Here is a 21448-nt window from a genome sequence, read left to right on the forward strand (position 1 = left end):
CGGCGCGTCGGGAAATGGTTGATCGCCAGATTGTTCGGGAGCACTGGTGGCCATGGAAATGACCGTCATCTAGCGGGAATTGAACGCGTGCCGCCGTCGAAATCAGCTCCCCGCTGTAGGAGGAAACGCAAGGTGGGGTAGGTCGATTCCTGAATGCCATGACCGGTCTGTTTCGGGGGTCGACAGTGCAAGTCGCTTCTCTATCTTGGCAGCCACCAAACCGCGCAAGGGAGCGATGCTGTGAGCAAAATGGTCAATCTGGACGATTTCCTCGAACCTGGAAGCGAGTCCGCCTATAAGGTGATGATCGTCGACGATCACCCGGTCATTCGCCTTGCCGTACGCCTGTTGCTGGATCGCGAAGGTTATGCAGTCGTCGCGGAGACGGATAACGGCGTGGATGCCATCGCGCTGGCGCGGGAGGAGCAGCCGGACCTGGTGATCCTCGACATCGGTATTCCCAAGCTCGGCGGCCTGGACGTCATTTCCCGCCTGCATGCGCTGGACCTGCCGCTGCGGGTGCTGGTGCTGACCGGGCAGAACCCCAACCACTATGCGACGCGCTGCATGCAGGCCGGCGCCGCAGGCTTCGTCTGCAAGGAAGGCGACCTCGCTGAAGTTACAGCGGCGGTGCGTGCGGTCCTGTCCGGCTACAGCTACTTCCCCAGCGACGTGATCAAGTCCGGCAAGCGCCAGGTCGGCCTGCCCGACGAGAACGAAATGATCGAGCGTCTGTCCGACCGCGAGCTGGTGGTGCTCAAGTTCCTCGCCAATGGCTACAGCAACAAGGACATTGCCGAGGAGATGTTCATCAGCAACAAGACCGTCAGCACCTACAAGACCCGACTGCTCCTCAAACTCAACGCACGATCCCTGATCGAACTGGTGGAGTTCGCCAACCGCAACGCCCTGGTCTGATCGTCTCCATGCGTCCTATCGCCCTGTTCATTTGCCTGCTGCTCGCAGGCACGCTGCCGCCTGCGATCTGCATGGCGGACGACCAACGCAGCCTGGAACTGCTGGGGCGCTCCCAGGCCCGGGACCTGCGAGTGCCGCTGGAGGAACGGGACAAGCGCTGGCTGCAGGAGAAGCGCGTCCTGCGGATCGGCACCAACGAGCCCGATTTTCCGCCGTTCGACATCACCGCCAGCGGCCAGGATTACGAAGGCGTGACCGCGGACTTCGTACGTCTGATCACCCAGTCCATCGGCGTTGAGACCGAGGTGGTGCGCTTTGCGGACCGGGAGCTGGCCCGCAATGCCCTGCGCAGCGGGAAGATCGACCTGCTGGGCAACAGCATGGACGGCGACTCCGCCAGCCCCGGACTGTCCCGGAGCATCGCTTACATGCAGCAGCAGCCGGTGATGGTGACGCGTATCGATGACCGACGTGCCGCGTCGGGAAACCTCGACGGGCTGCGTCTGGCCTATTCCACGGAAGGCCCGAGCCTCGAAATGCTCTGCCAGGCCTATCCCAACGCGCGTTCGGTCCGCTACGACTCGGTGCGCAGCGCACTGCAGTCGGTGGCGTTCGACCAGAGCGATGTCTTCATCGGCGACGCCATCGCCGCCAACTACCTGATAAGGCAGGGCTACCTCATCAACCTGCGCATGACCAACTTCGCCGGGTTCGATGGCGGGGGCGTGAGTTTTTCCGTGGCCAGGGGCAACGAGAGCTTGCTGCGGATTCTCGACGCGGCGATCTCCGCGATCCCGGACAGCATGCGCACCGAAATCCTCAAGCGCTGGGGCGGTGGTGCGGGCATGTTCCTGGACAATCTTCGCCCCCAGCTCACCAAGCGCGAAATGCATTGGCTGGAGCGGCATGGCCCCGCGCGGCTGGTGGTCGATGAAACCTTCGAGCCAATGACCTTCTTCAACAGCCAGGGCCAATTCCGGGGCATCGTGCCGGACCTTCTGGATCTGATCCGGCAGAGGACGGGGCTGGAGTTCGAGGTCAGTGCACGCTCCTCGGCCCAGGACATGCTTGCCGACCTGCGTGCCAGGCGGGCCGACATGGCCGCCACGCTGTTTTCCACCCCTGAGCGCAGCCAGAGTCTCAGCTTCACCCGCCCATACTTCAGCACCAGCAGCGTGCTGGTGGTGCGGGACTCCGACGACAGCCCGCAGGGACTCGACGACCTCGACGGGCGAACGCTCGCTATTCCCGCCGGGCATTCGCTGATCCCGTACATTCGCGATCACTACCCCAAGTTGCTGCTGCAGGATGTCGAAACCGGCATCCAGGGGCTTTCTGGCGTCGTGGAAGGCAGGTTCGACGCGGCGCTTCATGCCATGGCGTCTTCCACCTTCCTGATCAACCGCTATTATCCGGGGCGGCTCCGCATCGCTGACACGGTAGGCCGGGATCCAGGCCGCTTCGCCTTCGCCGTTTCCCGCAATGCGCCTGAATTGCGGAGCATCCTCGACAAGGCATTGCTGTCCATTTCTCCGGACGAGTTGGGCAGCCTCATCAACCGCTGGTACACCCGGGCCGAAGAGGTCGATAGCCGCTGGATCGAGTACCAGGCTCGGCTCTATCAGGTGGGTTTCGTCTTTCTGCTCGTGGCGATGGTGTTCGCCGCCTGGGTGCTCTACCTGCGCCGCCAGGTCCGCCGTCGCGAGCGGGAACAGCGTCGCTTGAACGACCAGTTGGCCTTCAAGCGTTCGCTGATCGATGGCATCCCCTTCCCCCTGTCGGTACGGGACCTGGACGGCTGCACCATCACCTGCAACCGCAGTTTCATCGAAGCCATCGGCGTGCCGCGAGAGGCGTTGATCGGCCGGCGACTGGCAAAGGTGGAAGGCCTGCATGCCGATGCCGGGATAGAGCTGGGGGTACTGGAAGAGCTGAGCCGGCGCGCCCTGGAAGAGGGGGAGGCGCTGTTTCGCGACCAACAGCTGCATCTGCGCGAATGCGTGCTGGAGGTCTCCTGCTGGGCAATTCCCTATCGCGATGCCAGGCAGCGTGTCCGGGGCCTGATCTGTGGCTGGGTGGACATCACCGAACGCAAGCGTCTGATGGAGGAGCTGCGTCAGGCCAAGGAGCAGGCGGAATCCGCCAATGTGGCCAAGAGCAGTTTTCTCGCCACCATGAGCCATGAGATCCGCACACCGCTGAATGCCATCACCGGCATGCTCGAACTGGCCCTGAAACGCGAGCGTCTGGATCGGGAGGCGATCCGGGTAGCTCGAAGCTCGGCCGACTCCCTGCTGGCACTGATCGGCGACATCCTCGACATCGCCAAGATCGAGTCCGGACGCATGACGCTGGAGCCCGGTCGTCAGTCGCCCCGCGCCCTGACCGAGTCGGTGATCCGGGTATTCGAGGGGCTGGCGCGGCAGAAGGGGTTGCAACTGTCGCTGAGCCTGGATATGCAGAGCGAGGACGATGTCCTGGTGGACCCGTCCTGCTACAAGCAGATCCTCTCGAACCTCGTCAGCAATGCCATCAAGTTCACCGACCAGGGCGCCATCCGCGTGGAGCTGGAAGCCCGTCCGGTGGACGACGAGCAACTGCAGTTGATTGTGGTGGTCGAGGACAGCGGGATCGGCATCGCCGAAGAAGACCAGAAACGGTTGTTCCAGCCATTCACCCAGGTGGCCGGCAGCATGAATGCGGGGCGCGGCGGTACCGGTCTGGGCCTGAGCATCTGCCGCCGGCTGGTGGACATGATGGATGGCCAAGTGGATATGCGCAGCGAGACGGGTGTCGGAACGCGGATGGCGGTGAGCCTGTGCCTGCCACGTCTGGAGCCGCTGCCGACGGTCGCGGAGTCGCCGGAGGTTGGCGATCTACCCGCCGGTGCCCTGCGCGTGCTGGTGGTGGACGATCACCCGATCAACCGCATGATGCTGGTGCAGCAGCTGGAGCAATTGGGGCAGACGGCACAACAGGCGGAGAATGGCGAGCAGGCGCTGCGCTTTTGGATGGCCTCGGTATTCGACCTGATCATCACCGACTGCAACATGCCAGTGATGGATGGCTACGAGCTGGTACGACGCATCCGCAAGCACGAGCGTGAACGCGATACGCAGCCGGCGCTGATCGTCGGCCTTACCGCCAACGCCCAGCCAGAGGAACTGGTGCGCTGCCGCGAATCCGGTATGGACGACTGTCTGTTCAAACCCATCGGTCTCGAAGGCCTGCAGCGTTACCTGCTGCGCGTGCTGGACCCCGACGCCGGGTTGGGCTGGGCCGAACACTCCGTCCGTTTCGACCTCAGCCAGCTGGATCGTGCCACGGGGGGATCGCCCGAAGTGGCGCGCCTGTTGCTGCACGAACTGCATAAGGCCAACGAGGCCGATACCCAGGAGATGGCGAGCCTGCTGCGCGAGGAGCGCTGGGACGATCTCGAGCGCCTGGTGCACAAGATCAAAGGTGCAATGGAGTTGATCGACGCCCAGCCGCTGCTCGCCCATTGCATTGCCTTCGGTGCTGCCCATCGGCGCGGCGCCAATGTCGCCGAGCTGATGCGTCTGGGCGTAGCGATCGGGAAAAGCCTTGGCGGCCTGCAGCGAGAGCTCGAACTGCTGCTGGGCGGCTGAAGGCGAAAATGCTCAGTCGCCCTGGGGCGCGGTTTCCATTCGCGGGGCGGGAGTGGCCCAGCGCAGGCGTGCGCGATGGGCGAGATAGGCCACCAGCAGCGCCAATCCAGCCCCGAGCAGCGTGTTGTAGAGACGAAGCTCGGGCAGGTGCCAGTCGTTGGAAAGGCTCTCCGCCAGCAGAACGAAACACACGGTGGTCTGCACCACGAACAGGCCATAGTGATGGGCGATGTAGGCGCGGCTGAGCACGATCAGCGGCAGCATGCAGGCCACCAGCAGCGCGGGGGCCTGCAGCCAGCTGCCGATGCCGATCAGGATCAGCGCACCGATGAGGCTGCCCAGACTGCGCTGGATGCCGCGCTCCAGGCTGTTGTTGAGATCCATCTGGATAGTGGTCATCACCGTCAGCGTCAGCCAGTAGCCCCGTGGCAGGCCGGACAGGTTGACCGCCAGGCCGGCCAGGGCGCCCGCCAGGCTGCAGGCCAGCGCATGGATCAACCAGAGGCGCTGGGGCAGCCGCTGGGCATGGCGACGCATGACCCGCGCGAACTTGCCCAGTCGCGGCATCAGCGGCCACAGCCGCATCCCCCGGGAACCGCGCAAGGCAAACGCCAGCAACATCACCCAAAGCCCACCGATGGCGAACAGGGCACCCACTGCAAGGCCGTTGTGAAGGTTGCCGAGTCCCGCCTGGCCCTGACCCAGGCAAAGGCAGGCCGCCAGCCCCGCGCCCAACTTGCCGAACTCTGTGCCATAGCGCTGCATCACCGCCAACAGCAGCCCCATGAGGGCGAAGCTGGCGAGGCTCAGCAGCGGATGGCTTGCGGCCCAGAAGCCCATCCCGGCGGCGATTGCACCAAGACTCGTAAGCAGGCTCATGCGCAACATGCCGAGGCGATGGTAGGGATTGGCCAGGGCGGCCTGGAACGCACCGGTGGCGGCCCAGAGGAAGCCGCTGTGGCTGGTGAACAGGCCCAGCACCAGCGGCAGGCCGCAGCCCACGCCCGCCATCAGGGCAGGGCCCCAGGTGGGCGGGCCGGCGTGCCAGCCAAGGCTTCGACTGAGCAGGTTGCGCATCGACACGGCTCCTGGAGGCACTGGATCAGGTCGGGCTGGAGCGGCCGGTCATCTCACGGGCCATTTCGGTAGCGTAGCTGTCGGTCATCCCGGCGATGAAGTCGATGACCCGAACGAACGCGCGATAGAGCGGCCAGTCGGGATCGGGGGCGTTGTTGCCGAGCAGGTCGAGGATGCGCCGGTGCTTGAACGACGGTGAGCGGCCTCCATGTTGCTCCAGCGCCGCGCCGCAGAATGCGTTGAGGAGGATCTCCAGCGTCGTGTAGGCGCCGATCTCGTGGAGCGTCTTGCGCTTGTCCTGGAATATCTTCTCGCGGGCGATGGCCTTGGCGCGGAGCACACAGTGCTTGGCCGGACCGTGCATGTGTTCCACCAGGTCGCCCTGCAGGCTGCCGGCGAGCAAGGCGTCCTGCTGATCGACGAAGGCACGGGCGGCGGCATTGGTCAGGTGTTCGATGGCCTTGCCGCGCAGGATGGCCAGTTTGCGCCGGCGGGAATCCCTGGGGCCGAGCTGGCGGTAGGTTTCCGGCAGGTCGTCGCCAACCAGGCCGAGGAGCAAGGCTTCGACCTCGTCGTAATCCAGCAGCTCCATCTCCAGGCCGTCTTCCAGATCGATGAGGCCGTAGCAGATGTCGTCCGCCGCCTCCATCAGGTAGACCAGCGGGTGGCGTGCCCAGCGGTGTTCGTCGATGCGCGGCAGTTCCAGCTTGGTGGCGATCTGCTCCAGCAACGGCAGCTCGCTCTGGTAGCAACCGAATTTGTGCTTCTTGTAGCCCAGGGCCTCGGCGTGACGCGAAGTCCAGGGGTATTTCAGGTAGGTGCCGAGGGTGGCGTAGGTCAGGCGCATGCCGCCGTCGAACTGGTGATACTCCAGCTGGGTCAGCACACGCAGGCCCTGGGCGTTGCCCTCGAAACTGAGAAAGTCGGCGCGCTCGGCGTCGCTCATGGCGTCCAGCCAGCCCCGTGCGGCAGCCTGCTCGAACCAGTGGCGGATGGCGTCCTCGCCGGAGTGGCCGAACGGCGGGTTGCCGATGTCGTGGGCCAGGCAGGCCGACTGGACAATAACGCCAAGGTCCGAAGGCTCGCACCAGTCCGGCAGTGCGTCGCGCAGTGTTTCGCCCACGCGCATGCCCAGGGACCGCCCGACGCAGCTCACTTCCAGTGAGTGGGTCAGGCGCGTGTGGATGTGGTCGTTGCTGGAGACCGGGTGCACCTGGGTCTTGCGTCCGAGACGCCGGAAGGCGCCGGAGAAGATGATGCGGTCGTGGTCCTTGTGGAAGGGGCTGCGGCCCAGCTCATCGGTGCTGTGCACCGGTTTGCCGAGTCGTTCGCGGGTGAGCAGGGTCTGCCAGTCCAAGGCCTGTCCTCGCCGTTCAGTGGCCGAAGATCCTACTCTAACCCAAGCGCCCGGCGGCGGTTCAGTCCCTTACCAGGCCGGCTGCGTCGATATCCACCAGCAGCAGGCGGCGGCCGTTGTCGATGAACTGCCCGGCCGTCAGGCAGTACTGGTTGGTGGTCGCGTCGCGGTAGGTTGTGGACAGGGTCAGGCGGCGCTCTTCCCAGCCCTCGGCCAGCAGCTGGTAGAAGTAGGGGCGCCAGGACCAGTTGTGGCCCAGATAGCTTGCGTCTTCCTGCCAGCCGCCTGGCCCCCATTGCAGGTTGGGGCTGGTCTGGGTGCCGTTGCGATCGCACTGGTAGATGCGCAGCAGCCAGGGATAGTCATCGGGGCTGGCCAGGCTCGATGCCGGAGCGCCGCTTTCTACCCAGGTGCGCAACTGCGCCATCAGCTGGTTGAGATTGCGGCGCAGGGTCATCAGGCGTGCGCGCTCGGCCAGCTTGCTCTGCACATAGCGGTCGCGCAGCAGGGCGAAGCGCTGGACGAAGGCGTCGGTCGCGAAGAACTCCACGCGCGGCGCGGCGAACAGGTAACCCTGCACGTAGCGGGCGCCGCATTCCAGGGCGAAGTCCAGCTCGGCTTCGGTTTCCACGCCCTCGGCGATGATCCAGCAACCGGTCTTCTCGGCCATTTGCGCCAGGGCCTTCACCACTTCGCTGCTGGGGCCGCCACGGGCCGCGGCCTGGAAAAGGCGCATGTCGAGCTTGAGGATGTCCGGTTGCAGGGCCAGCACCCGGTCGAGCTGGGAGTAGCCGGCGCCGAAGTCGTCGATGGCGATCCGCGCGCCGGCTTCACGATAACGCGCCACCACTTCCGCCAGGCGCTGGCTGGCGCCGCCCAGTTCGGTGATTTCGAAGACGATGCGCTCGGCCGCTACGCCGAAGCGCTGCAGTTGCTTGAGGCTGGGCAAGGGCTGCCCCGGACGCAGGCGGCTGATCCAGCGCGGGGAGATGTTCAGGCTGAGGAACCATTCCGCCGGGGCAGTGTGCAAGCGCTGCAGGGCATCTTCCCGCAATTGCCGGTCGAGCCGACGCAGGGCCGCCGGGGACGTCCTGGAGTCGAGGAAGAGGGGGCCGACCGATTGCAGGCTGCCGTCCGGCTGGCGCAGCCGCCCCAGGGCTTCGACGCCGGCGATCAGCCCGGTAGCGGTATCGATGAAGGGCTGGAAGCAGGCGAGCGGTTGCCCATCGATCACGTTGACTCCTTAGCTGGAAGGCCATGGGATTGCGCATGGCGCAAGTCGATGCCCATGGCTGGTGCGACGGGCCGCTCACCCGTAGCAAGAATGTGGCCAGTTGCCTTCCTCCAGCTGGAGGTCAGCCGGAATCGTCTCGCGGCGGGACTTTCAACAGCGTCTGGAGCAAGGGAAGAAGCGCACCGCCCAGGCGCAGGCCGCGCTTCAGGCTGCCCTTGCGCGCGGCGAAGAAGCCCAGGGCTGCCACGGCCGCGATGCCCCAGAGTGGGGCGTGGGGGATATCCAGCTTGCGGGTCAGCTCCCGCGCCTGGCGCAAGGGCTGGGTCAGCAGCAGGGATTCGTGGCGCAGTTCCTGGCGCTGCATTTCCAGGCGCAGGCGGATCAGCGCCTTGCGCATGTCGCGACGGCTCGCGTTGCGGGGTAGTTCCGGCAGGCTCATGGCAGCAGGCGCTCCCGGTCACGGGCCAGTTCTTCGAGGGTCGCGCTGAAAGGCGATTCCTCGTCATCCACCGCTGCCCGCAGGCGCACACCGCAATAGATGGTCGCCAGCAGGTAGAAGAGGCAGAGGCCGCCGAGTGCTTCGAAGCGCCAGTTTTCCCAGAGCAGGACCAGGATCAGCCCGGACAGCCCGATCAACAGGAGCATGGCGAATATCAGCGTCAGTCCGCCGAACAGCAGCAGGTAGAGGCTGTTGGCCTTCTGTTCCTGCAGCTCGATGCCGAACAGCTCCACATGGCCTTGCAGCAGGCCGAGCAGCGAGGCGCCGAGGCGTCCGGGCGAAGGGCCGCGTCCCGCCTCCTGGGCGGAAGGGGTTTCTTCACTCATGGTCAGCGCCGAGCGGCCAGAAGGCCGAGCAGAAAGCCGATACCGGCAGCCAGGCCCACGCTCTGCCAGGGATGTTCCTGGACGTAGTCCTCGGTGGCCTGTACCGCGGCCTGGCCGCGTTCCTTCAGGTTCTGCTCGGCGTCGCGAAGGGTGTCGCGGGCGCGCTTGAGGCTTTCATTGATCTGCAGGCGCAACTCGTCGGCCTGTTCGCCTGCCAGGCTGGCGGTGTCTTGCAGGAGTTTCTCGGTGTCGCTGACCAGGCTCTGGAAGTCGGCCAGCAGGTCATCCTGGGCGCGGGCGGCGGTCTTACGGGGCATGGCGATTCTCCTTGTAGGACTCAATGCCTAAGAGTAGGTGCCTTTGTCCAAGGTTCATCCAGAATTTCCGTCCTCCCGCTGGTACAGCGCTTGCATCGGGCTGGTGCGCGGTTGTGGCGAAATGCGCTGGATCGGGGCGCCCTGGATGGCCCGTCGAAACCTGGAGGCAGCGTCCAACCTCATGAAAATCAAAAAGAAACGCCGTTCGGGATTTTTCCTGCGCTGGCCGGCCTGCACCAGATCGGGATTCGGGTTCGATCCTTTGCGGTGCGGCATGGCTTCAGGATGGTGCGCAGGAAGCTTCGCCTGAACCGCTTTGGTGCTTTTTCCTCGCTGCCGGAGTTGTCTTCGCCAATGGAAAACCTCAATAGCGCCGTGGAAACCCTGATCCACGGTTCCAACACCCTGTTCATCCTGATGGGCGCCGTCATGGTGCTGGCCATGCACGCCGGCTTTGCCTTCCTCGAAGTGGGTACGGTGCGCCAGAAGAACCAGGTCAACGCCCTGTCGAAGATCCTTTCCGACTTTGCGATCTCGACACTGGCCTATTTCTTCGTCGGCTACTGGATCGCCTATGGCGTGACCTTCCTGGAACCGGCCAGCGCACTCGCCGCCGACCATGGTTACGCCCTGGTGAAGTTCTTCTTCCTGCTGACCTTCGCCGCGGCCATTCCCGCCATCATTTCCGGCGGCATCGCCGAACGCGCCCGATTCTGTCCGCAGCTCTGCGCCACGCTGCTGATCGTCGCCTTCATCTACCCCTTCTTCGAGGGGATGATCTGGAATGGCAACTTCGGCCTGCAGGACTGGTTGAAGAACAGCTTCGGCGCGAGCTTCCATGACTTCGCCGGCTCGGTGGTGGTGCACGCGGTTGGTGGCTGGCTGGCCTTCGGCGCCGTGGTGCTGCTGGGCCATCGCAATGGCCGCTACCGCGAAGGCCGCCTGGTCGCCTTCGCCCCGTCGAACATTCCCTTCCTGGCGCTGGGTTCCTGGATCCTCATCGTCGGCTGGTTCGGCTTCAACGTGATGAGTGCCCAGACCCTGCAAGGCGTCAGCGGCCTGGTGGCGGTGAACTCGCTGATGGCCATGGTCGGCGGCACGGTCGCCGCGCTGCTGGTGGGCCGCAACGACCCCGGCTTCCTGCACAACGGGCCGCTCGCCGGCCTGGTGGCGATCTGCGCCGGCTCGGACCTGATGCACCCGGTGGGCGCCCTGGTCACCGGTGCGATCGCAGGTGCCCTGTTCGTCTGGGCGTTCACCGCCACCCAGGTGAAGTGGAAGATCGACGACGTGCTCGGCGTCTGGCCGTTGCATGGCCTGTGCGGCGTCTGGGGCGGCATCGCCTGCGGCATCTTCGGCCAGGAAACCCTGGGCGGGCTGGGGGGCGTCAGCTTCGTCAGCCAGTTGATCGGCACCGGCGTCGGCGTGCTGGTGGCGCTGGTGGGTGGCTTTGCGGTCTACGGCCTGCTCAAGTCGGTCTGGGGCATCCGCCTGAGCCAGGAAGAGGAGTACTACGGCGCCGACCTGTCGATCCACAAGATCGGGGCTACCTCGCAGGATTGAGCCCCCACGTTGACGAATGGATTCGCCCGCAGGACGAAAGAAAAAGCCCGCCATCTGGCGGGCTTTTCATTGCCTGGCGAACTTACCAGAGCGGCACGACGTAGCTGAGGATCAGGCGATTCTCGTCGAGGTCATTGCCGAAGTTGGTGGAGCGCACCGTGGCGTTACGCCATTTGATGCCGAAATTCTTCAGCGCGCCTTCCTGGAACACGTAGGCGATGTCCATGTTGCGTTCCCATTCCTTGCCTTCTTCGCGGCCCGCACCCAGGTCGATGTTGTCGCCGGACAGGTAGCGGGTCATGAAGGTCAGGCCGGGAATGCCGATGCTGGCGAAGTTGTAGTCGTAGCGAGCCTGCCAGGACTTCTCGTCCTTGTTGGCGAAGTCGCCGATCTGTACGTAGTTCACCAGGAAGGGGTCGGTGCCGTTGATGTAGGCGAAGCCGGTATCGCCGCTCATGCTCTGGTAGCCGAGGCCGAAGGCGTGGCCGCCCAGGGCGTAGGTGAACATGGCGCCGAAGGCCTTGTTGTCGACGTTGCTGGTGCCGTCGTCGGTGGAGCGGGCGTAGCGCAGGTCGCTCTTCAGCGACTGCTTGTCGGCCAGTGGCAGCATGTGCACAGCGCTGAAATAGTGCTGCTTGTAGAAGTCCTGCAGCTCACCGTAGTGGTAGCCGGTGACGAGGTTGTCGGTCCACTTGTAGCTGGCGCCGCCGAAGTTGAACTTGTCGCTGGTGGTGCCGCTGCGGACGGTGATGGCGCGTGCGGCGCCGGTGGTGATGGTCATGTCCTCGTAGTCGGAGGAGTCGCGCTGGTTCACCTGCTTGAGCTGGCCGGCATCGAAGGTCAGGCCGTCGAGTTCCATGGAGTTCAGCTGGCCGCCCTTGAAGGTCTGCGGCAGCAGGCGCGAGTCGTTGTACTGGACCACCGGCAGCTTGGGCAGCAGGGTGCCGACCTTGAGCACGCTCTTGGACGCGCGCAGCTTGGCGGTCAGGCCGAGCTCGCCATACTCGTCCTGGGCGCGGCGGGTTTCGCGGTCGCGCTTGAGCAGGCCGGTGTTGCTGCGGTCGGGGCTGGAATCAAGCTTGACGCCCAGCAGGCCCAGGGCGTCCACACCCACGCCAACGGTGCCTTCGGTGAAGCCGGATTCGTAACGCAGGAGGAAGCCCTGGGCCCATTCCTCGGCTTTGGACTGGGCGGCTCCCTCCTGGCGGAAGTCACGATTGAAGTAGAAGTTGCGCAGCTCCAGGCTGGCCTTGCTGTCCTTGATGAACTCGGCCTGGGCGACGCCCGGCAGGGTGACACTGGCGCCGAGCGCGGCCAGGGCCACGGCTCGCGCAAGCGAGGTCTTGCTCATTGTTATTGTCTCCTCGTTGGTTTTCAGGTCGGTCGGGTCGTCCTGTTACAACGATTTGACTAAAGCATTTCGTTACAACTTTTGCAGTTAGACGATGGTCGGTCTCTCACTGCACCCATTGCGGGTAATAGCCGAGCCGATCCTGCACCGCGGCATCATGGGCCGGCACCACGATCAGGCCCGGCTCGCGCTGGAGCAGGTCATGCACTTTCTGCAGCTGTGCGCGCGTAGCTTCACGGTCGTTGTCGACCATCCTGCGGCTGACCCAGAACTTCTCCTTCGGTCCGGTGAAACCTTCCAGGCGCCAGCTGACGTCGCCGGTGAAGAAGAAGCGCCGCCCGTCCTCCAGGGTCAGGAACAGACCCACCGAACCCGGCGTATGACCGCTGAGCGGTACCAGTACCAGGCTGCGATCGCCGAACAGGTCGAGGCTTTCCTCGAAGCCCATGAAGGGGATGGGGAGGAAGGTGAAAGGGTGCCATTTCACTCCGTGGGCGAACTGGCTGGGCAGGATGGCCGGCGGCGTGGCGATCTCGGTGAACTCGATCTCCTCATAGGGCGCCCAGACCGGCACTTCGGGGAAGTCCGCCAGTGCCGAAGCGTGGTCCCAGTGGACATGGCTGAGCAGAATGCGGTCGACCTGGATGCCGTCCCTGTCGAGCTGGTCGCGGGCCGGGTTCACGGCCTGGTACTGCATCAGGGGCTTGTCCCACCAGGGCATCTCGGCGCTGAACTGGCTGTCCACCTGGCGACCGAGTCCGGTATCGAAGAGCAGGGTGGCGGCGTGGTGCTGGATCAGTACCGCCACATGGTTGGCTTTCACTTTCTCGGTCCATTTGCCGTCGGCCACGGTGAAGGCATCCAGGGTTTCGGTCTCGGATGTCTTCACCAGCGAGAAGCGCAGCCCCTCGGCCTGGGCGACCGCACTGAACGCCCCCAGCAGGAACAACAGGAAGTAGGAACGTAGACGCATGGAATCAGTGTCCTTGAGGCAGGAAAGGGGAGGGGCGAGCGCTGTCGAAGCCCAGCGGCAGGCGGTTGCGACGCAGGCGCCAGCGGCCAGGGGTCAGCGCCACCAGCCGTTCGGCTCCGGGCAGGTCGGGCAGTCCGGCTGAGCCGCCCTGGCCCGGCCAGAGAATTTCCGCGCGGGCTTCCAGTTGCAGCAGGTCGCCGCTGGCGAAATCCACCCAGAGCAACCCGCAGCGGGGTTCCAGCAGCAGGTTGCCGAGGGTGTTGAACATCTGGTTGCCACTGTAGTCCGGCAGCCAGAGTCGGCCGTCGTCGCGCAACTGCACGAAACCTGGCGTACCGCCGCGGTGGGAGATGTCGACGCCGCCGGTTTCCGGGTCGAGATGCTGGCTGGCGATGAACAGTGTGTCGCTGCGTTTGACCAGTTCCAGCCAGCGCGGGTCGAGGCCATCGCCCTGTTCCAGTGGGCCGGCGGAGCGGTCATGCCAGTGCCAGTCACGAGCCTGGATGTACTTCGGGCAATTGCCGAAGGACTGCTGCACCGCGAGAGCGAAGCCTTCAGCGTCGTTGTCCAGCAGCGGGCCGTTCATGCGATTGCGCCGTCGCGTCGGCAGTTCCAGGCCGAGCAGGCCAATGCGTGCCGCGCTGTGCAGGTTGGCGGCCAGCGGGTCGTCGGCCTGCGGGCGGGCGTTGACCCGCAGCAGGCTGGGCTCTGGTGAGTGGGCGAAGCCCGGCTTGCCCCACAGCACGGAGGCCTGTGGCTGGCCGTCGCTGTCCAGGCTGCCCACCAGCAGCCAGGGCAACTGGGCGAAGAACAGGCGATGCTGCTCCGGCATGTGATCGCGGATCATCCTGCTGCCCATGGCCTCTACCTGTTCGCGTACGCCGACACGGGTCTGGATCGCTTGTTCGCCAGGGTGGAACGGACTGCTCATGATGGCCTCCGGGTTCCTCAGAAGTGGGGCAGGTCGACATAGCCGGGCAGGGCGCGAATGCGCGCGAACCAGGCGTGCAGGTGTGGGTAGGGCGTCAGGTCCAGGCCGCCTTCATCGGCCATGGCGAGGTAGGGGTAGACCGCCACGTCGGCGATGGTGGGCTGCTCGCCGACCAGCCAGGTGTGGTCGGCCAGGTGCGCGTTGACCAGTTCCAGCACCTGGCGGCCGCGGGCCTGGGCGTCGTCCAGGTCCACGGGGCGGCCGAACTTCAGCCCCACCCGGGCCCGTGCTGCACCGTTGTGGATCTCGTTGGCGGTGAGGCTCAGCCAGCTGGCGATCCGCGCCTCGGTGACGGCGTCCAGCGGGTACCAGTGCGGATCCGCATAGCGTCGCGCCAGGTAGACCAGGATGGCCTGGGAGTCGACCAGCGGCTGTCCGTCATCAACCAGTACCGGGACCTGCCCGCGCGGATTCAGGGCGAGGAACTCCGGGCGCTTCTGCGCGCCCTTGGGCAGGTCGACGGTCAGCAGCTCGACGGGCTGGCCGATCAGGCTGAGGAACAGGCGGACCTTGTAGCAGTTGCCGGAGAGGTAGAAGTCGTGAAGTTGCATGGCGAGTCCCTCGCATTGGTTGGAAACTGAACTGGATAGTAGACAGACAGGTCTGTATATTTCAAGGGCGAATTTCGCTTCGCCTGCGCATTCCGCGCCCGTGTGGTTTGAGCGGTTCAGGGGGGATGCGCATAATGCGCCGGTTCAGGAGGCTGCAATGGCATCGAGTAAACGCGATCAACTGGTCAACACAGCCCTTTCGCTCTTCTATCGCGAAGGCTTCCACGCCACCGGCATCGACCGCATCCTGGCGGAGTCCGGTGTGGCCAAGATGACCCTCTACAAGCATTTCAAGTCCAAGGACGAGCTGATCATGGCCGCCCTGGAATCCCGCTTCGCGCCGGCGGCCGAGCGCATGGCGTGGGCTTTCGCCAACCTGCCGCCGCGGGAAGCCATCCTGCGGGTATTCGACGGCCTGGACGAATGGCTGCGGCAGGACGAGTTCTGTGGCTGCGCCTTTATCAATGCGGCGGCCGAATTCCACGACCGCGCCCATCCGGTGCATCGTCTGGCGGCGTCCTACAAGATTGCCACGCAGAACTACTTCATCGCCGCCCTGCAGCGCCTGGGCGCCGCTCAGTCCGAGCGTCTGGCACGTCAGCTGCAGTACCTGATGGAAGGGGCGATCAGCATGGCCCACATCCAGGGACCGAACGACCAGGCGCTGGAGGCGAAGGACGCCGCGGAACAGCTGCTACGCGCTGCCGGGGTCTGAATCCGGGCTCCGTTTGTCGTCGGCAGTTCAAGTTCTTCGGCCTTCGGCCGCCAAGGAAAGGACACCGTCGACTCCGGATGCTCCCGACATGAATGCCCTGGCTTCCCTCGCTTCTTCCGCCCATCGTTCCTCCTTCCCCGGCCTGGCTTCCGCCTTGGCGCGCAAGCAGGCGGATGCCCAGGAAGTTCTCGCAGGGCGCCTGGGCGAGCGTCTGGGGCTCGAGCCGGGTGCCCTGAGCGACAAGGCATCCAAGTACACCCCCGAGAAGGTCGCAGACCGTGTGCTGGGCTTCATCGACCAGCGCCTGCGCAGCGAGAAGGCAGACGGTGCTGATCCGGCCAAGCTGAAGGGGCTGCTGGACCAGGCCCGCGCCGGAATTCAGAAAGGCTTCGACGACGCGCGCAAGGTTCTGGACGGCCTCGGTGTTCTGGGCGGCAAGGTCGCTGACGACATCGATGACACCTTCGGCCGCATCCAGGATGGCCTGGACCAGTTGCAGAAGACCTACACCCAGCCGGCGCAATCTCCCCAGGTCGGCGGGGCGGTGGCGGTCGCGGGCTACAGCGAACGCTTCAAGGCCCAGGCGGAAACCTTCGACCTGGAAGTGAAAACCCGCGACGGCGACACGTTGCGCATTTCCATCGCCCAGGCCTCGTCCAGCTGGTCGCGCAGCAGCGTGGCGGTCGCGAGCGACGGCAAGAATTCGCTGCTGTCCGTCAGCAGCCGATCGTCCAGCCTGCAGATCGGCGCCTGGCAGATCGAGGTGGATGGGGAGCTGGACGACGAAGAGAAGGCGGCACTGAGCGACCTGCTCGGCCAGGTCCAGGACATCTCCAGCAAGTTCTACTCCGGCGACCTGGCCGGCGCCTTCGACCGGGCCATGGCCCTGGACATGGATGGCGAGCAACTGGCTTCCATGTCCCTGCACCTGACCCAGACCAAGGTCATGCAGGCCACCGACGCATACGGCGCCGTCGCCCAGCAGGGTGGACAGGCGGCCAGTGCGGTCAATGGCAACCTCAAGGATTACGCCAACAGCCTTCTGCAGGCGCTGCGCAATGCTGGCGAGCTGGCCGAGAACGGCCGTGGTGCGCTGGAAGAACTGCTCAAAGGTGGATTCGGCCTCGACGAGCGTTTCGACTCGGAGCAACTGGCCAAGGCCGGGCGCCTCAACAGCCGCTTGCTGGATGGCCTGCAGCCCTTGCTGGACAAGGCCAAGAGCGAATCCACTGACGACTGACCCCGTGCTAGACTTCGCGCCTCGCTGATCTTCGAGGCGCGTCCCCATGCTTCCTGAATGCCAACTCTTCGGCACCCTCGGCTGCCACCTCTGCGAGGTAGCCGAAGGCGTGCTCATGCCCTTCGTCGAGCGTGGCTTGATGGTGGAACTGGTGGACATAGCCGACCGCGAGGAGTGGGTCGAAAGCTACGGCCTGCGTATTCCGGTCCTGCGCCGTTGCGATACCGGCAGCGAACTGGGCTGGCCCTTCGATGCCTGCCAGGTGGCATCTTTTCTGAAGTGATCGCTACTTCCTGACGCAGTTCAGGCAGTGATGCCCTTCGCGCGGTCCTGCGCCAATCATCCCGCCCCTGCCCAGGGAACTACCCCCTTCCACGTCCTGCAGCGATGTTCCGGCCGCCGATGAAGTCATCGATGGCTGGAAAGCATTGGTCGTGGAGCGTCGTGGCGATGAAAAATCGCAGGCAATAAAAAACCCGCCTTCAAGGCGGGTTTTTCGGGATTTGGTCGGAGCGACTGGATTCGAACCAGCGACCTTCTCGTCCCGAACGAGACGCGCTACCAAGCTGCGCTACGCTCCGTTGTGTGGCGCGCATTCTACAGAAAAACTTTTGGCCTACAAGGGGTTAGCGAAAGTTTTTTTGATTTTTTTGCTTTGGGAGGTGGGAAGCTGCGAACGGCGCGGGGTTGCCGGGGGAGGTGAGGGCCCGCTTCGCCGGGAGGGCGTAAGCGGGCCTGAGGAATCAGAGCTCTTTGATGGTACGGACCTGATCCTTGTTCACCTTGGCATGTTTGCCATCCAGTTGTTCGAACTCGTAGAAGCCCGAGTCTTCGTCGTAGTCGGGTTTGTCCACGGCCTGGATCTCGCGCCCGTCATTGAGGGTGATCACGGTCGGCGAGGAGCAGCCGGTCAGAGTGAAAAGGCCCATTGCGAGCAGGAAAGCGGGGGCGATCCGCTGGTTCATCGTCATCTCCTTGATGATTACGCTGGTTGTACGCAGCTTCTGACGAAAAACTTCCCGGCAAAGTTCCGGCAATCTGACTCAGTCCTTCAGTGGTGAATGAGCCAGCAGGTCGGGTGTATTGAAATTGGCCAGTCGTGGATCGCCTTCGGAGCAGTCCACGGCAACCGGATTCAATTGACGGAGGATGCGCTGCGGACTGCGTTCCCCGGCCTGCCATCCGGCCTCCAATACCGGCAGCACCGCGCGGGGCAGGACACAGAACAGTGGCTCCCAGAAGTTGCCTTGGCGGACCATCACGGGGTGATCGCAGGCGGCGGCGAGCAGGTCGTTAATCAGCGCATCGTCGACCTTGGGGGCGTCGCAGGGGAGGACCAGTACCTGCTCATGGCGGGCCACCGCGAGGCCCGCGCGGATACCGGCCAGCGGGCCGGGATAGTCGGGGCTGTCGTCCTGCACCAGTTGGTCGGCCCAGGTGGCATAGCGATCTGCGTTACGGTTGCAGGAGATGATCAGGTCGTCGGTGAAGGGGCGCACCCGTTCATGCAACCAGGCGATCAGCGGGCGGCCTTGCCACTCCACCAGGCCCTTGTCGAGGCCGCCAAGGCGCTGCCCGCGGCCGCCTGAAAGCAGCAGGACAGAGCAGGGTGGCAGAGGCTTGTCGGACATGGCGCGGTCTCCGTGGCGGCGCTGTGATATAACACCGGGCATTCACTCCTACAACTGGAAGCCTGCCATGAGTCACAAGGCCGAGGCGGTGTTCGTGCCGCTCAATATCGCCGTTCTTACTGTCAGTGATACCCGCAGCCTGGAGACCGACACCTCCGGCCAGCTCTTCGTCGACCGCCTCACCGCCGCTGGCCACAACCTGGCCGCGCGCGTGCTGCTGAAGGATGACCTGTACAAGATCCGCGCCCAGGTCGCCACCTGGATCGCCGACGACCATGTGCAGGTGGTGCTGATCACCGGCGGCACCGGTTTCACCGGCCGCGACAGCACCCCGGAAGCGGTTGCCTGTCTGCTGGACAAGCAGGTGGATGGCTTCGGCGAATACTTCCGGCAGATTTCCGTCAGCGATATCGGAACCTCCACCATGCAGTCCCGCGCCCTGGCGGGTCTGGCCAATGGCACCCTGGTCTGCTGCCTGCCGGGCTCCACCAATGCCTGCCGCACTGCCTGGGACGGCATCCTCGCCGAGCAACTGGACAACCGTCATCGCCCCTGCAACTTCGTGCCGCACCTGACCCAGGCCAACGCCTGCGAGAGCCGCGGATGAGCGGTTGCGACCATCCCGGCCTGATGCCGGTCGAGGACGCCCTGCGGCGTCTGCTCGACCTGGCGGCGGCTGCACCGATCGAAGCCTGTGAAACGGTCGCGCTGGCCGATGCCGATGGCCGCGTGCTGGCCGAACCGCTGGTGGCGGGCCTCGACCTGCCGCCGTGGGACAACAGCGCCATGGACGGTTACGCCTTGCGCCTGGCCGACTGGCGGGGCGAGCCGCTGGTGGTAAGTCAGCGGATCCTCGCCGGCAGCGCACCGGCCCCCCTGCAGCCGGGAACCTGTGCGCGCATCTTCACCGGTGCGCCGCTGCCCGAGGGCGCGGATCTGGTGGAAATGCAGGAGAACGCCGAAGTCCTGGACGATGGCCGGGTGCGCTTCCTCGAACCGATGAGGGCTGGGCAGAACGTCCGCGCCCGTGGCCAGGAAACCCGTACTGGCGAAACCGTGCTGCCCGCCGGCACCCGTCTGGGCCCCATCGAAATGGGCCTGTGCGCCTCCCTGGGTGCCGCCGAACTGCTGGTGCGCCGCCGTCCCGTGGTAGCGGTGATCTCCACGGGTGACGAATTGGTACCCCCCGGCCAGCCCCTCGGGCCGGGGCAGATCTACAACAGCAACCGCAGCCTGCTGATCGCCTGGCTCAAGCGCCTGGGCTGCGCTGTGGTGGATGCCGGGATCCTCGCCGATGACCTGGCGCTCACCCGCAAGGCCCTGGGAGAACTGGGGCAGGTGGACCTGATCCTCTCCACCGGCGGCGTGTCGGTGGGGGAAGCGGACTTCCTTGGCGTGGCATTGCGTGAAGAAGGTGAGCTGGCGCTGTGGAAACTGGCCATCAAGCCGGGCAAGCCGCTGACCTTCGGGCATTTCCGGGGTGTCCCGGTGATCGGCCTGCCGGGCAATCCAGCTTCCACCCTGGTGACGTTCGGCCTGCTTACCCGGCCTTACCTTCTGCGCCGCCTTGGTGTGGAAGAGCTGGAACCGCTCGGCTTCACGGTGCCGGCCGGATTCATCTGGAAGAAGCCGGGCAATCGACGCGAGTACCTGCGCGCGCGGTTGGAGAACGGCCGTGCGGTGATCTACCCGAACCAGAGTTCCGGCGTGCTGCGCAGTGCGGCCTGGGCCGAGGGACTGGTTGAGGTGCTGGAGGGCACCACCCTGGCCGAGGGTGATACCTTGCGTTTCATTCCGTTGAGTGAGTTGCAGGCCTGACGACAGTCAGGCTTGTCTGTTCTTGTGGGAGCGAATTCATTCGCGAATGGAGCCTCATCAGACTCCCCAGGGCAGGCATGCGGCCTGCTTCGCGAGTGAAATCGCTCCTACAGGAGACTGCTGCAATCAGGGCGCGTCGCGCCTCTTCGCCTCCCGGTACTCCCCCGGCGTCTGCCCCGTCCACGCCTTGAAACTGCGGTGGAAGGAGCGCGACTCGGTGAAGCCCAGATAGCAGGCGATGTCCTGGATCGGCAAGTCGCTGCGTAGCAGGTAGTGCTCGGCCAGCTCACGGCGCAATTCATCGAGGATCTGCTGGTAGCTGGTGCCGGCCTGCTGCAGGTGGCGCTGCAGGGTGCGCACCGTCATGTGGAACTTTTCCGCCACCCGCTCCTTGCGCGGCAGGCCGTCCTTGAGCAGCAGGCGCAGGGCATTCTTCACCCGTTGCGGCAGTGGCTCGTTGTCATCCAGCCCGGCCATCAGGGCCAGGGCATGTTCTTCCAGGGTGCGCAGCAGGTTGGCGTCTGCCTGGCGCAGGGGCACAGCCAGGTATTCCATCGGTACCAACAGGGCGTTGCAGGTCTGCTCGAAACGCACCGGGCAACCGAACACTTCTTCGTATTCCTCGATGCGGGTCGCCTCGGGCTGGACGTGTTCGAACCATACTTCCTGTGGTGAACGCTGCATGTCGGCGATCCAGCGGGCGTAGAGCAACCAGGACGCGAGCACGTTCTCCACCATGTGGCGGCGGATCACCGGGTCCTGGTGGCGGCAGCTCCAGATCATCCGGACCTTGTCGCCGTCGGCTTCCACGCGGCTCACCCCCATGTCGCCCACGAGTTTCTCGTAGGGGGCGATGCGGCTCATGGCCTCGCCGAGGGTGGCGCAGTTCATGGTGATGTAGCCCAGCACGCTCCAGGATCCGGGCTGTACGTAGCGCGCCGAATGCAGGCCGAAGAGGACGTCGCCGGATTCCCGTATCAGGTAGGTCAGCAGGCGCTCGTGGGCTTCACTGGGCAGGCGTTTGCTGTTGTCCGCGAGGTCGTCCGGACGAATGCCGGCCGCGGCCAGGGTGGAGGCCTGATCCATGCCAAGTTGTTCCGCATGGCGCAGGTACTTGAGAAGTGCGGGAACCGAGGTATAGCCGAGCGCTTGCATGTGTTTCTTGTTATGTCCTGATTGGCGATTGCCACTGTCCCGATCCGACAGTGACGCCTTTGGGGGGCTGGCTAGTATAGGCAGCCATCGAAAACCTTCGAAA

At 64.9% G+C, this 21448-nt stretch carries 21 protein-coding genes and 1 tRNA gene; 8 read left to right on the forward strand and 14 right to left on the reverse strand.

Translation table 11 applies throughout. The annotated features are described in order from the left end of the window. Positions 1-249: 249 nt before the first annotated feature. Both FXN65_RS09630 and FXN65_RS09635 read left to right on the forward strand, forming a co-directional pair. On the forward strand, positions 250-918 hold the full coding sequence (locus tag FXN65_RS09630) for a response regulator transcription factor (protein WP_178119433.1): 669 nt from the start codon (positions 250-252) through the stop codon (positions 916-918). Positions 919-926: 8 nt separating this feature from the next. Continuing rightward, complete coding sequence (locus FXN65_RS09635; RefSeq protein ID WP_151132948.1) at positions 927-4547, forward strand: transporter substrate-binding domain-containing protein; 3621 nt, start codon at positions 927-929, stop codon at positions 4545-4547. 12 nt (positions 4548-4559) lie between these two features. On the opposite strand, the gene FXN65_RS09640 is transcribed toward FXN65_RS09635, so the two are convergent. The 6 genes from FXN65_RS09640 to FXN65_RS09665 all read right to left on the reverse strand — a co-directional run bounded on the left by FXN65_RS09640 (position 4560) and on the right by FXN65_RS09665 (position 9357). Further along, entirely contained in the window at positions 4560-5624 is a 1065-nt protein-coding gene (locus FXN65_RS09640) for an FUSC family protein (protein WP_151132950.1), read from the reverse strand. A gap of 25 nt (positions 5625-5649) precedes the next feature. Next, positions 5650-6981: a deoxyguanosinetriphosphate triphosphohydrolase gene (locus FXN65_RS09645; RefSeq protein WP_151132952.1), complete on the reverse strand. Its 1332-nt coding sequence runs from the start codon at positions 6979-6981 to the stop codon at positions 5650-5652. A gap of 61 nt (positions 6982-7042) precedes the next feature. Then, entirely contained in the window at positions 7043-8215 is a 1173-nt protein-coding gene (locus FXN65_RS09650; protein ID WP_151132953.1) for an EAL domain-containing protein, read from the reverse strand. 121 nt (positions 8216-8336) lie between these two features. Then, positions 8337-8654, reverse strand: a complete 318-nt coding sequence (locus FXN65_RS09655) for a hypothetical protein (RefSeq protein ID WP_151132955.1) — start codon at positions 8652-8654, stop codon at positions 8337-8339. Further along, the gene (locus FXN65_RS09660) at positions 8651-9040 is read right to left on the reverse strand and encodes a phage holin family protein (protein ID WP_151132957.1); all 390 of its coding nucleotides are present in this window, start codon (positions 9038-9040) and stop codon (positions 8651-8653) included. Before FXN65_RS09660 ends, FXN65_RS09655 begins: the two co-directional genes overlap by 4 nt. Positions 9041-9042: 2 nt before the next feature. Next, positions 9043-9357, reverse strand: coding sequence for a DUF883 family protein (locus tag FXN65_RS09665; RefSeq protein WP_151132959.1), 315 nt, complete (start codon positions 9355-9357; stop codon positions 9043-9045). 354 nt (positions 9358-9711) lie between these two features. Between FXN65_RS09665 and FXN65_RS09675 the strand changes: the two genes are divergently transcribed. Beyond that, entirely contained in the window at positions 9712-10920 is a 1209-nt protein-coding gene (locus FXN65_RS09675; protein WP_151132963.1) for an ammonium transporter, read from the forward strand. Positions 10921-11002: 82 nt separating this feature from the next. On the opposite strand, the gene FXN65_RS09680 is transcribed toward FXN65_RS09675, so the two are convergent. The 4 genes from FXN65_RS09680 to FXN65_RS09695 all read right to left on the reverse strand — a co-directional run bounded on the left by FXN65_RS09680 (position 11003) and on the right by FXN65_RS09695 (position 14786). After that, on the reverse strand, positions 11003-12271 hold the full coding sequence (locus tag FXN65_RS09680; RefSeq protein WP_151132966.1) for an OprD family porin: 1269 nt from the start codon (positions 12269-12271) through the stop codon (positions 11003-11005). A 106-nt stretch (positions 12272-12377) separates the two neighbouring features. After that, the gene (locus FXN65_RS09685; RefSeq protein ID WP_151132968.1) at positions 12378-13244 is read right to left on the reverse strand and encodes an MBL fold metallo-hydrolase; all 867 of its coding nucleotides are present in this window, start codon (positions 13242-13244) and stop codon (positions 12378-12380) included. Between the two features lie 4 nt (positions 13245-13248). Further along, positions 13249-14175 carry a pyridoxamine 5'-phosphate oxidase family protein gene (locus FXN65_RS09690; RefSeq protein ID WP_151132970.1) on the reverse strand — a complete coding sequence of 309 codons (927 nt, stop codon included), beginning with the start codon at positions 14173-14175 and terminating at the stop codon, positions 13249-13251. Between the two features lie 17 nt (positions 14176-14192). Continuing rightward, complete coding sequence (locus FXN65_RS09695; RefSeq protein ID WP_151132971.1) at positions 14193-14786, reverse strand: glutathione S-transferase family protein; 594 nt, start codon at positions 14784-14786, stop codon at positions 14193-14195. Between the two features lie 157 nt (positions 14787-14943). On the opposite strand from FXN65_RS09695, the gene FXN65_RS09700 reads away from it, so the two are divergent. The 3 genes from FXN65_RS09700 (at position 14944) to FXN65_RS09710 (ending at position 17024) form a co-directional block, all read left to right on the forward strand. Further along, positions 14944-15501 carry a TetR/AcrR family transcriptional regulator gene (locus FXN65_RS09700; RefSeq protein ID WP_151132973.1) on the forward strand — a complete coding sequence of 186 codons (558 nt, stop codon included), beginning with the start codon at positions 14944-14946 and terminating at the stop codon, positions 15499-15501. An 88-nt stretch (positions 15502-15589) separates the two neighbouring features. Beyond that, a complete protein-coding gene (locus FXN65_RS09705) occupies positions 15590-16741 on the forward strand; it encodes a DUF5610 domain-containing protein (RefSeq protein WP_151132975.1) in 1152 nt (383 codons plus the stop codon). Between the two features lie 46 nt (positions 16742-16787). Then, positions 16788-17024 carry a glutaredoxin family protein gene (locus FXN65_RS09710; protein WP_151132977.1) on the forward strand — a complete coding sequence of 79 codons (237 nt, stop codon included), beginning with the start codon at positions 16788-16790 and terminating at the stop codon, positions 17022-17024. A 221-nt stretch (positions 17025-17245) separates the two neighbouring features. On the opposite strand, the gene FXN65_RS09715 is transcribed toward FXN65_RS09710, so the two are convergent. From FXN65_RS09715 to mobA, 3 genes are all read right to left on the reverse strand, one after another. Next, positions 17246-17322, reverse strand: a tRNA-Pro gene (locus tag FXN65_RS09715). 162 nt (positions 17323-17484) lie between these two features. Further along, complete coding sequence (locus tag FXN65_RS09720) at positions 17485-17706, reverse strand: YgdI/YgdR family lipoprotein (protein WP_151132979.1); 222 nt, start codon at positions 17704-17706, stop codon at positions 17485-17487. A gap of 78 nt (positions 17707-17784) precedes the next feature. After that, entirely contained in the window at positions 17785-18372 is a 588-nt protein-coding gene (mobA, locus tag FXN65_RS09725) for a molybdenum cofactor guanylyltransferase MobA (protein ID WP_151132981.1), read from the reverse strand. Positions 18373-18439: 67 nt separating this feature from the next. On the opposite strand from mobA, the gene moaB reads away from it, so the two are divergent. Beyond that, on the forward strand, positions 18440-18979 hold the full coding sequence (gene moaB, locus FXN65_RS09730; RefSeq protein ID WP_151132983.1) for a molybdenum cofactor biosynthesis protein B: 540 nt from the start codon (positions 18440-18442) through the stop codon (positions 18977-18979). Continuing rightward, entirely contained in the window at positions 18976-20190 is a 1215-nt protein-coding gene (locus FXN65_RS09735; protein WP_151132985.1) for a molybdopterin molybdotransferase MoeA, read from the forward strand. Before moaB ends, FXN65_RS09735 begins: the two co-directional genes overlap by 4 nt. A 126-nt stretch (positions 20191-20316) precedes the next feature. On the opposite strand, the gene gliR is transcribed toward FXN65_RS09735, so the two are convergent. Then, complete coding sequence (gene gliR, locus FXN65_RS09740; protein WP_151132987.1) at positions 20317-21345, reverse strand: AraC family transcriptional regulator GliR; 1029 nt, start codon at positions 21343-21345, stop codon at positions 20317-20319. Positions 21346-21448 lie beyond the last annotated feature (103 nt).

It is taken from the genome of Pseudomonas lalkuanensis (assembly GCF_008807375.1).
In the GTDB taxonomy this organism is placed as follows: domain Bacteria; phylum Pseudomonadota; class Gammaproteobacteria; order Pseudomonadales; family Pseudomonadaceae; genus Metapseudomonas; species Metapseudomonas lalkuanensis.

What these genes read in the sequence shown, in the direction of transcription:
- FXN65_RS09705 (WP_151132975.1), top strand. Translation starts at nt 15,590, where the DNA reads ATGAATGCCCTGGCTTCCCTCGCTTCTTCCGCCCATCGTTCCTCCTTC.
- FXN65_RS09685 (WP_151132968.1), bottom strand. Translation starts at nt 13,244, where the DNA reads ATGCGTCTACGTTCCTACTTCCTGTTGTTCCTGCTGGGGGCGTTCAGT.
- FXN65_RS09695 (WP_151132971.1), bottom strand. Translation starts at nt 14,786, where the DNA reads ATGCAACTTCACGACTTCTACCTCTCCGGCAACTGCTACAAGGTCCGC.
- FXN65_RS09680 (WP_151132966.1), bottom strand. Translation starts at nt 12,271, where the DNA reads ATGAGCAAGACCTCGCTTGCGCGAGCCGTGGCCCTGGCCGCGCTCGGC.
- FXN65_RS09675 (WP_151132963.1), top strand. Translation starts at nt 9,712, where the DNA reads ATGGAAAACCTCAATAGCGCCGTGGAAACCCTGATCCACGGTTCCAAC.
- FXN65_RS09665 (WP_151132959.1), bottom strand. Translation starts at nt 9,357, where the DNA reads ATGCCCCGTAAGACCGCCGCCCGCGCCCAGGATGACCTGCTGGCCGAC.
- FXN65_RS09655 (WP_151132955.1), bottom strand. Translation starts at nt 8,654, where the DNA reads ATGAGCCTGCCGGAACTACCCCGCAACGCGAGCCGTCGCGACATGCGC.
- moaB (WP_151132983.1), top strand. Translation starts at nt 18,440, where the DNA reads ATGAGTCACAAGGCCGAGGCGGTGTTCGTGCCGCTCAATATCGCCGTT.
- FXN65_RS09735 (WP_151132985.1), top strand. Translation starts at nt 18,976, where the DNA reads ATGAGCGGTTGCGACCATCCCGGCCTGATGCCGGTCGAGGACGCCCTG.
- gliR (WP_151132987.1), bottom strand. Translation starts at nt 21,345, where the DNA reads ATGCAAGCGCTCGGCTATACCTCGGTTCCCGCACTTCTCAAGTACCTG.
- FXN65_RS09630 (WP_178119433.1), top strand. Translation starts at nt 250, where the DNA reads ATGGTCAATCTGGACGATTTCCTCGAACCTGGAAGCGAGTCCGCCTAT.
- FXN65_RS09700 (WP_151132973.1), top strand. Translation starts at nt 14,944, where the DNA reads ATGGCATCGAGTAAACGCGATCAACTGGTCAACACAGCCCTTTCGCTC.
- FXN65_RS09690 (WP_151132970.1), bottom strand. Translation starts at nt 14,175, where the DNA reads ATGAGCAGTCCGTTCCACCCTGGCGAACAAGCGATCCAGACCCGTGTC.
- mobA (WP_151132981.1), bottom strand. Translation starts at nt 18,372, where the DNA reads ATGTCCGACAAGCCTCTGCCACCCTGCTCTGTCCTGCTGCTTTCAGGC.
- FXN65_RS09720 (WP_151132979.1), bottom strand. Translation starts at nt 17,706, where the DNA reads ATGAACCAGCGGATCGCCCCCGCTTTCCTGCTCGCAATGGGCCTTTTC.
- FXN65_RS09635 (WP_151132948.1), top strand. Translation starts at nt 927, where the DNA reads ATGCGTCCTATCGCCCTGTTCATTTGCCTGCTGCTCGCAGGCACGCTG.
- FXN65_RS09710 (WP_151132977.1), top strand. Translation starts at nt 16,788, where the DNA reads ATGCTTCCTGAATGCCAACTCTTCGGCACCCTCGGCTGCCACCTCTGC.
- FXN65_RS09640 (WP_151132950.1), bottom strand. Translation starts at nt 5,624, where the DNA reads ATGCGCAACCTGCTCAGTCGAAGCCTTGGCTGGCACGCCGGCCCGCCC.
- FXN65_RS09660 (WP_151132957.1), bottom strand. Translation starts at nt 9,040, where the DNA reads ATGAGTGAAGAAACCCCTTCCGCCCAGGAGGCGGGACGCGGCCCTTCG.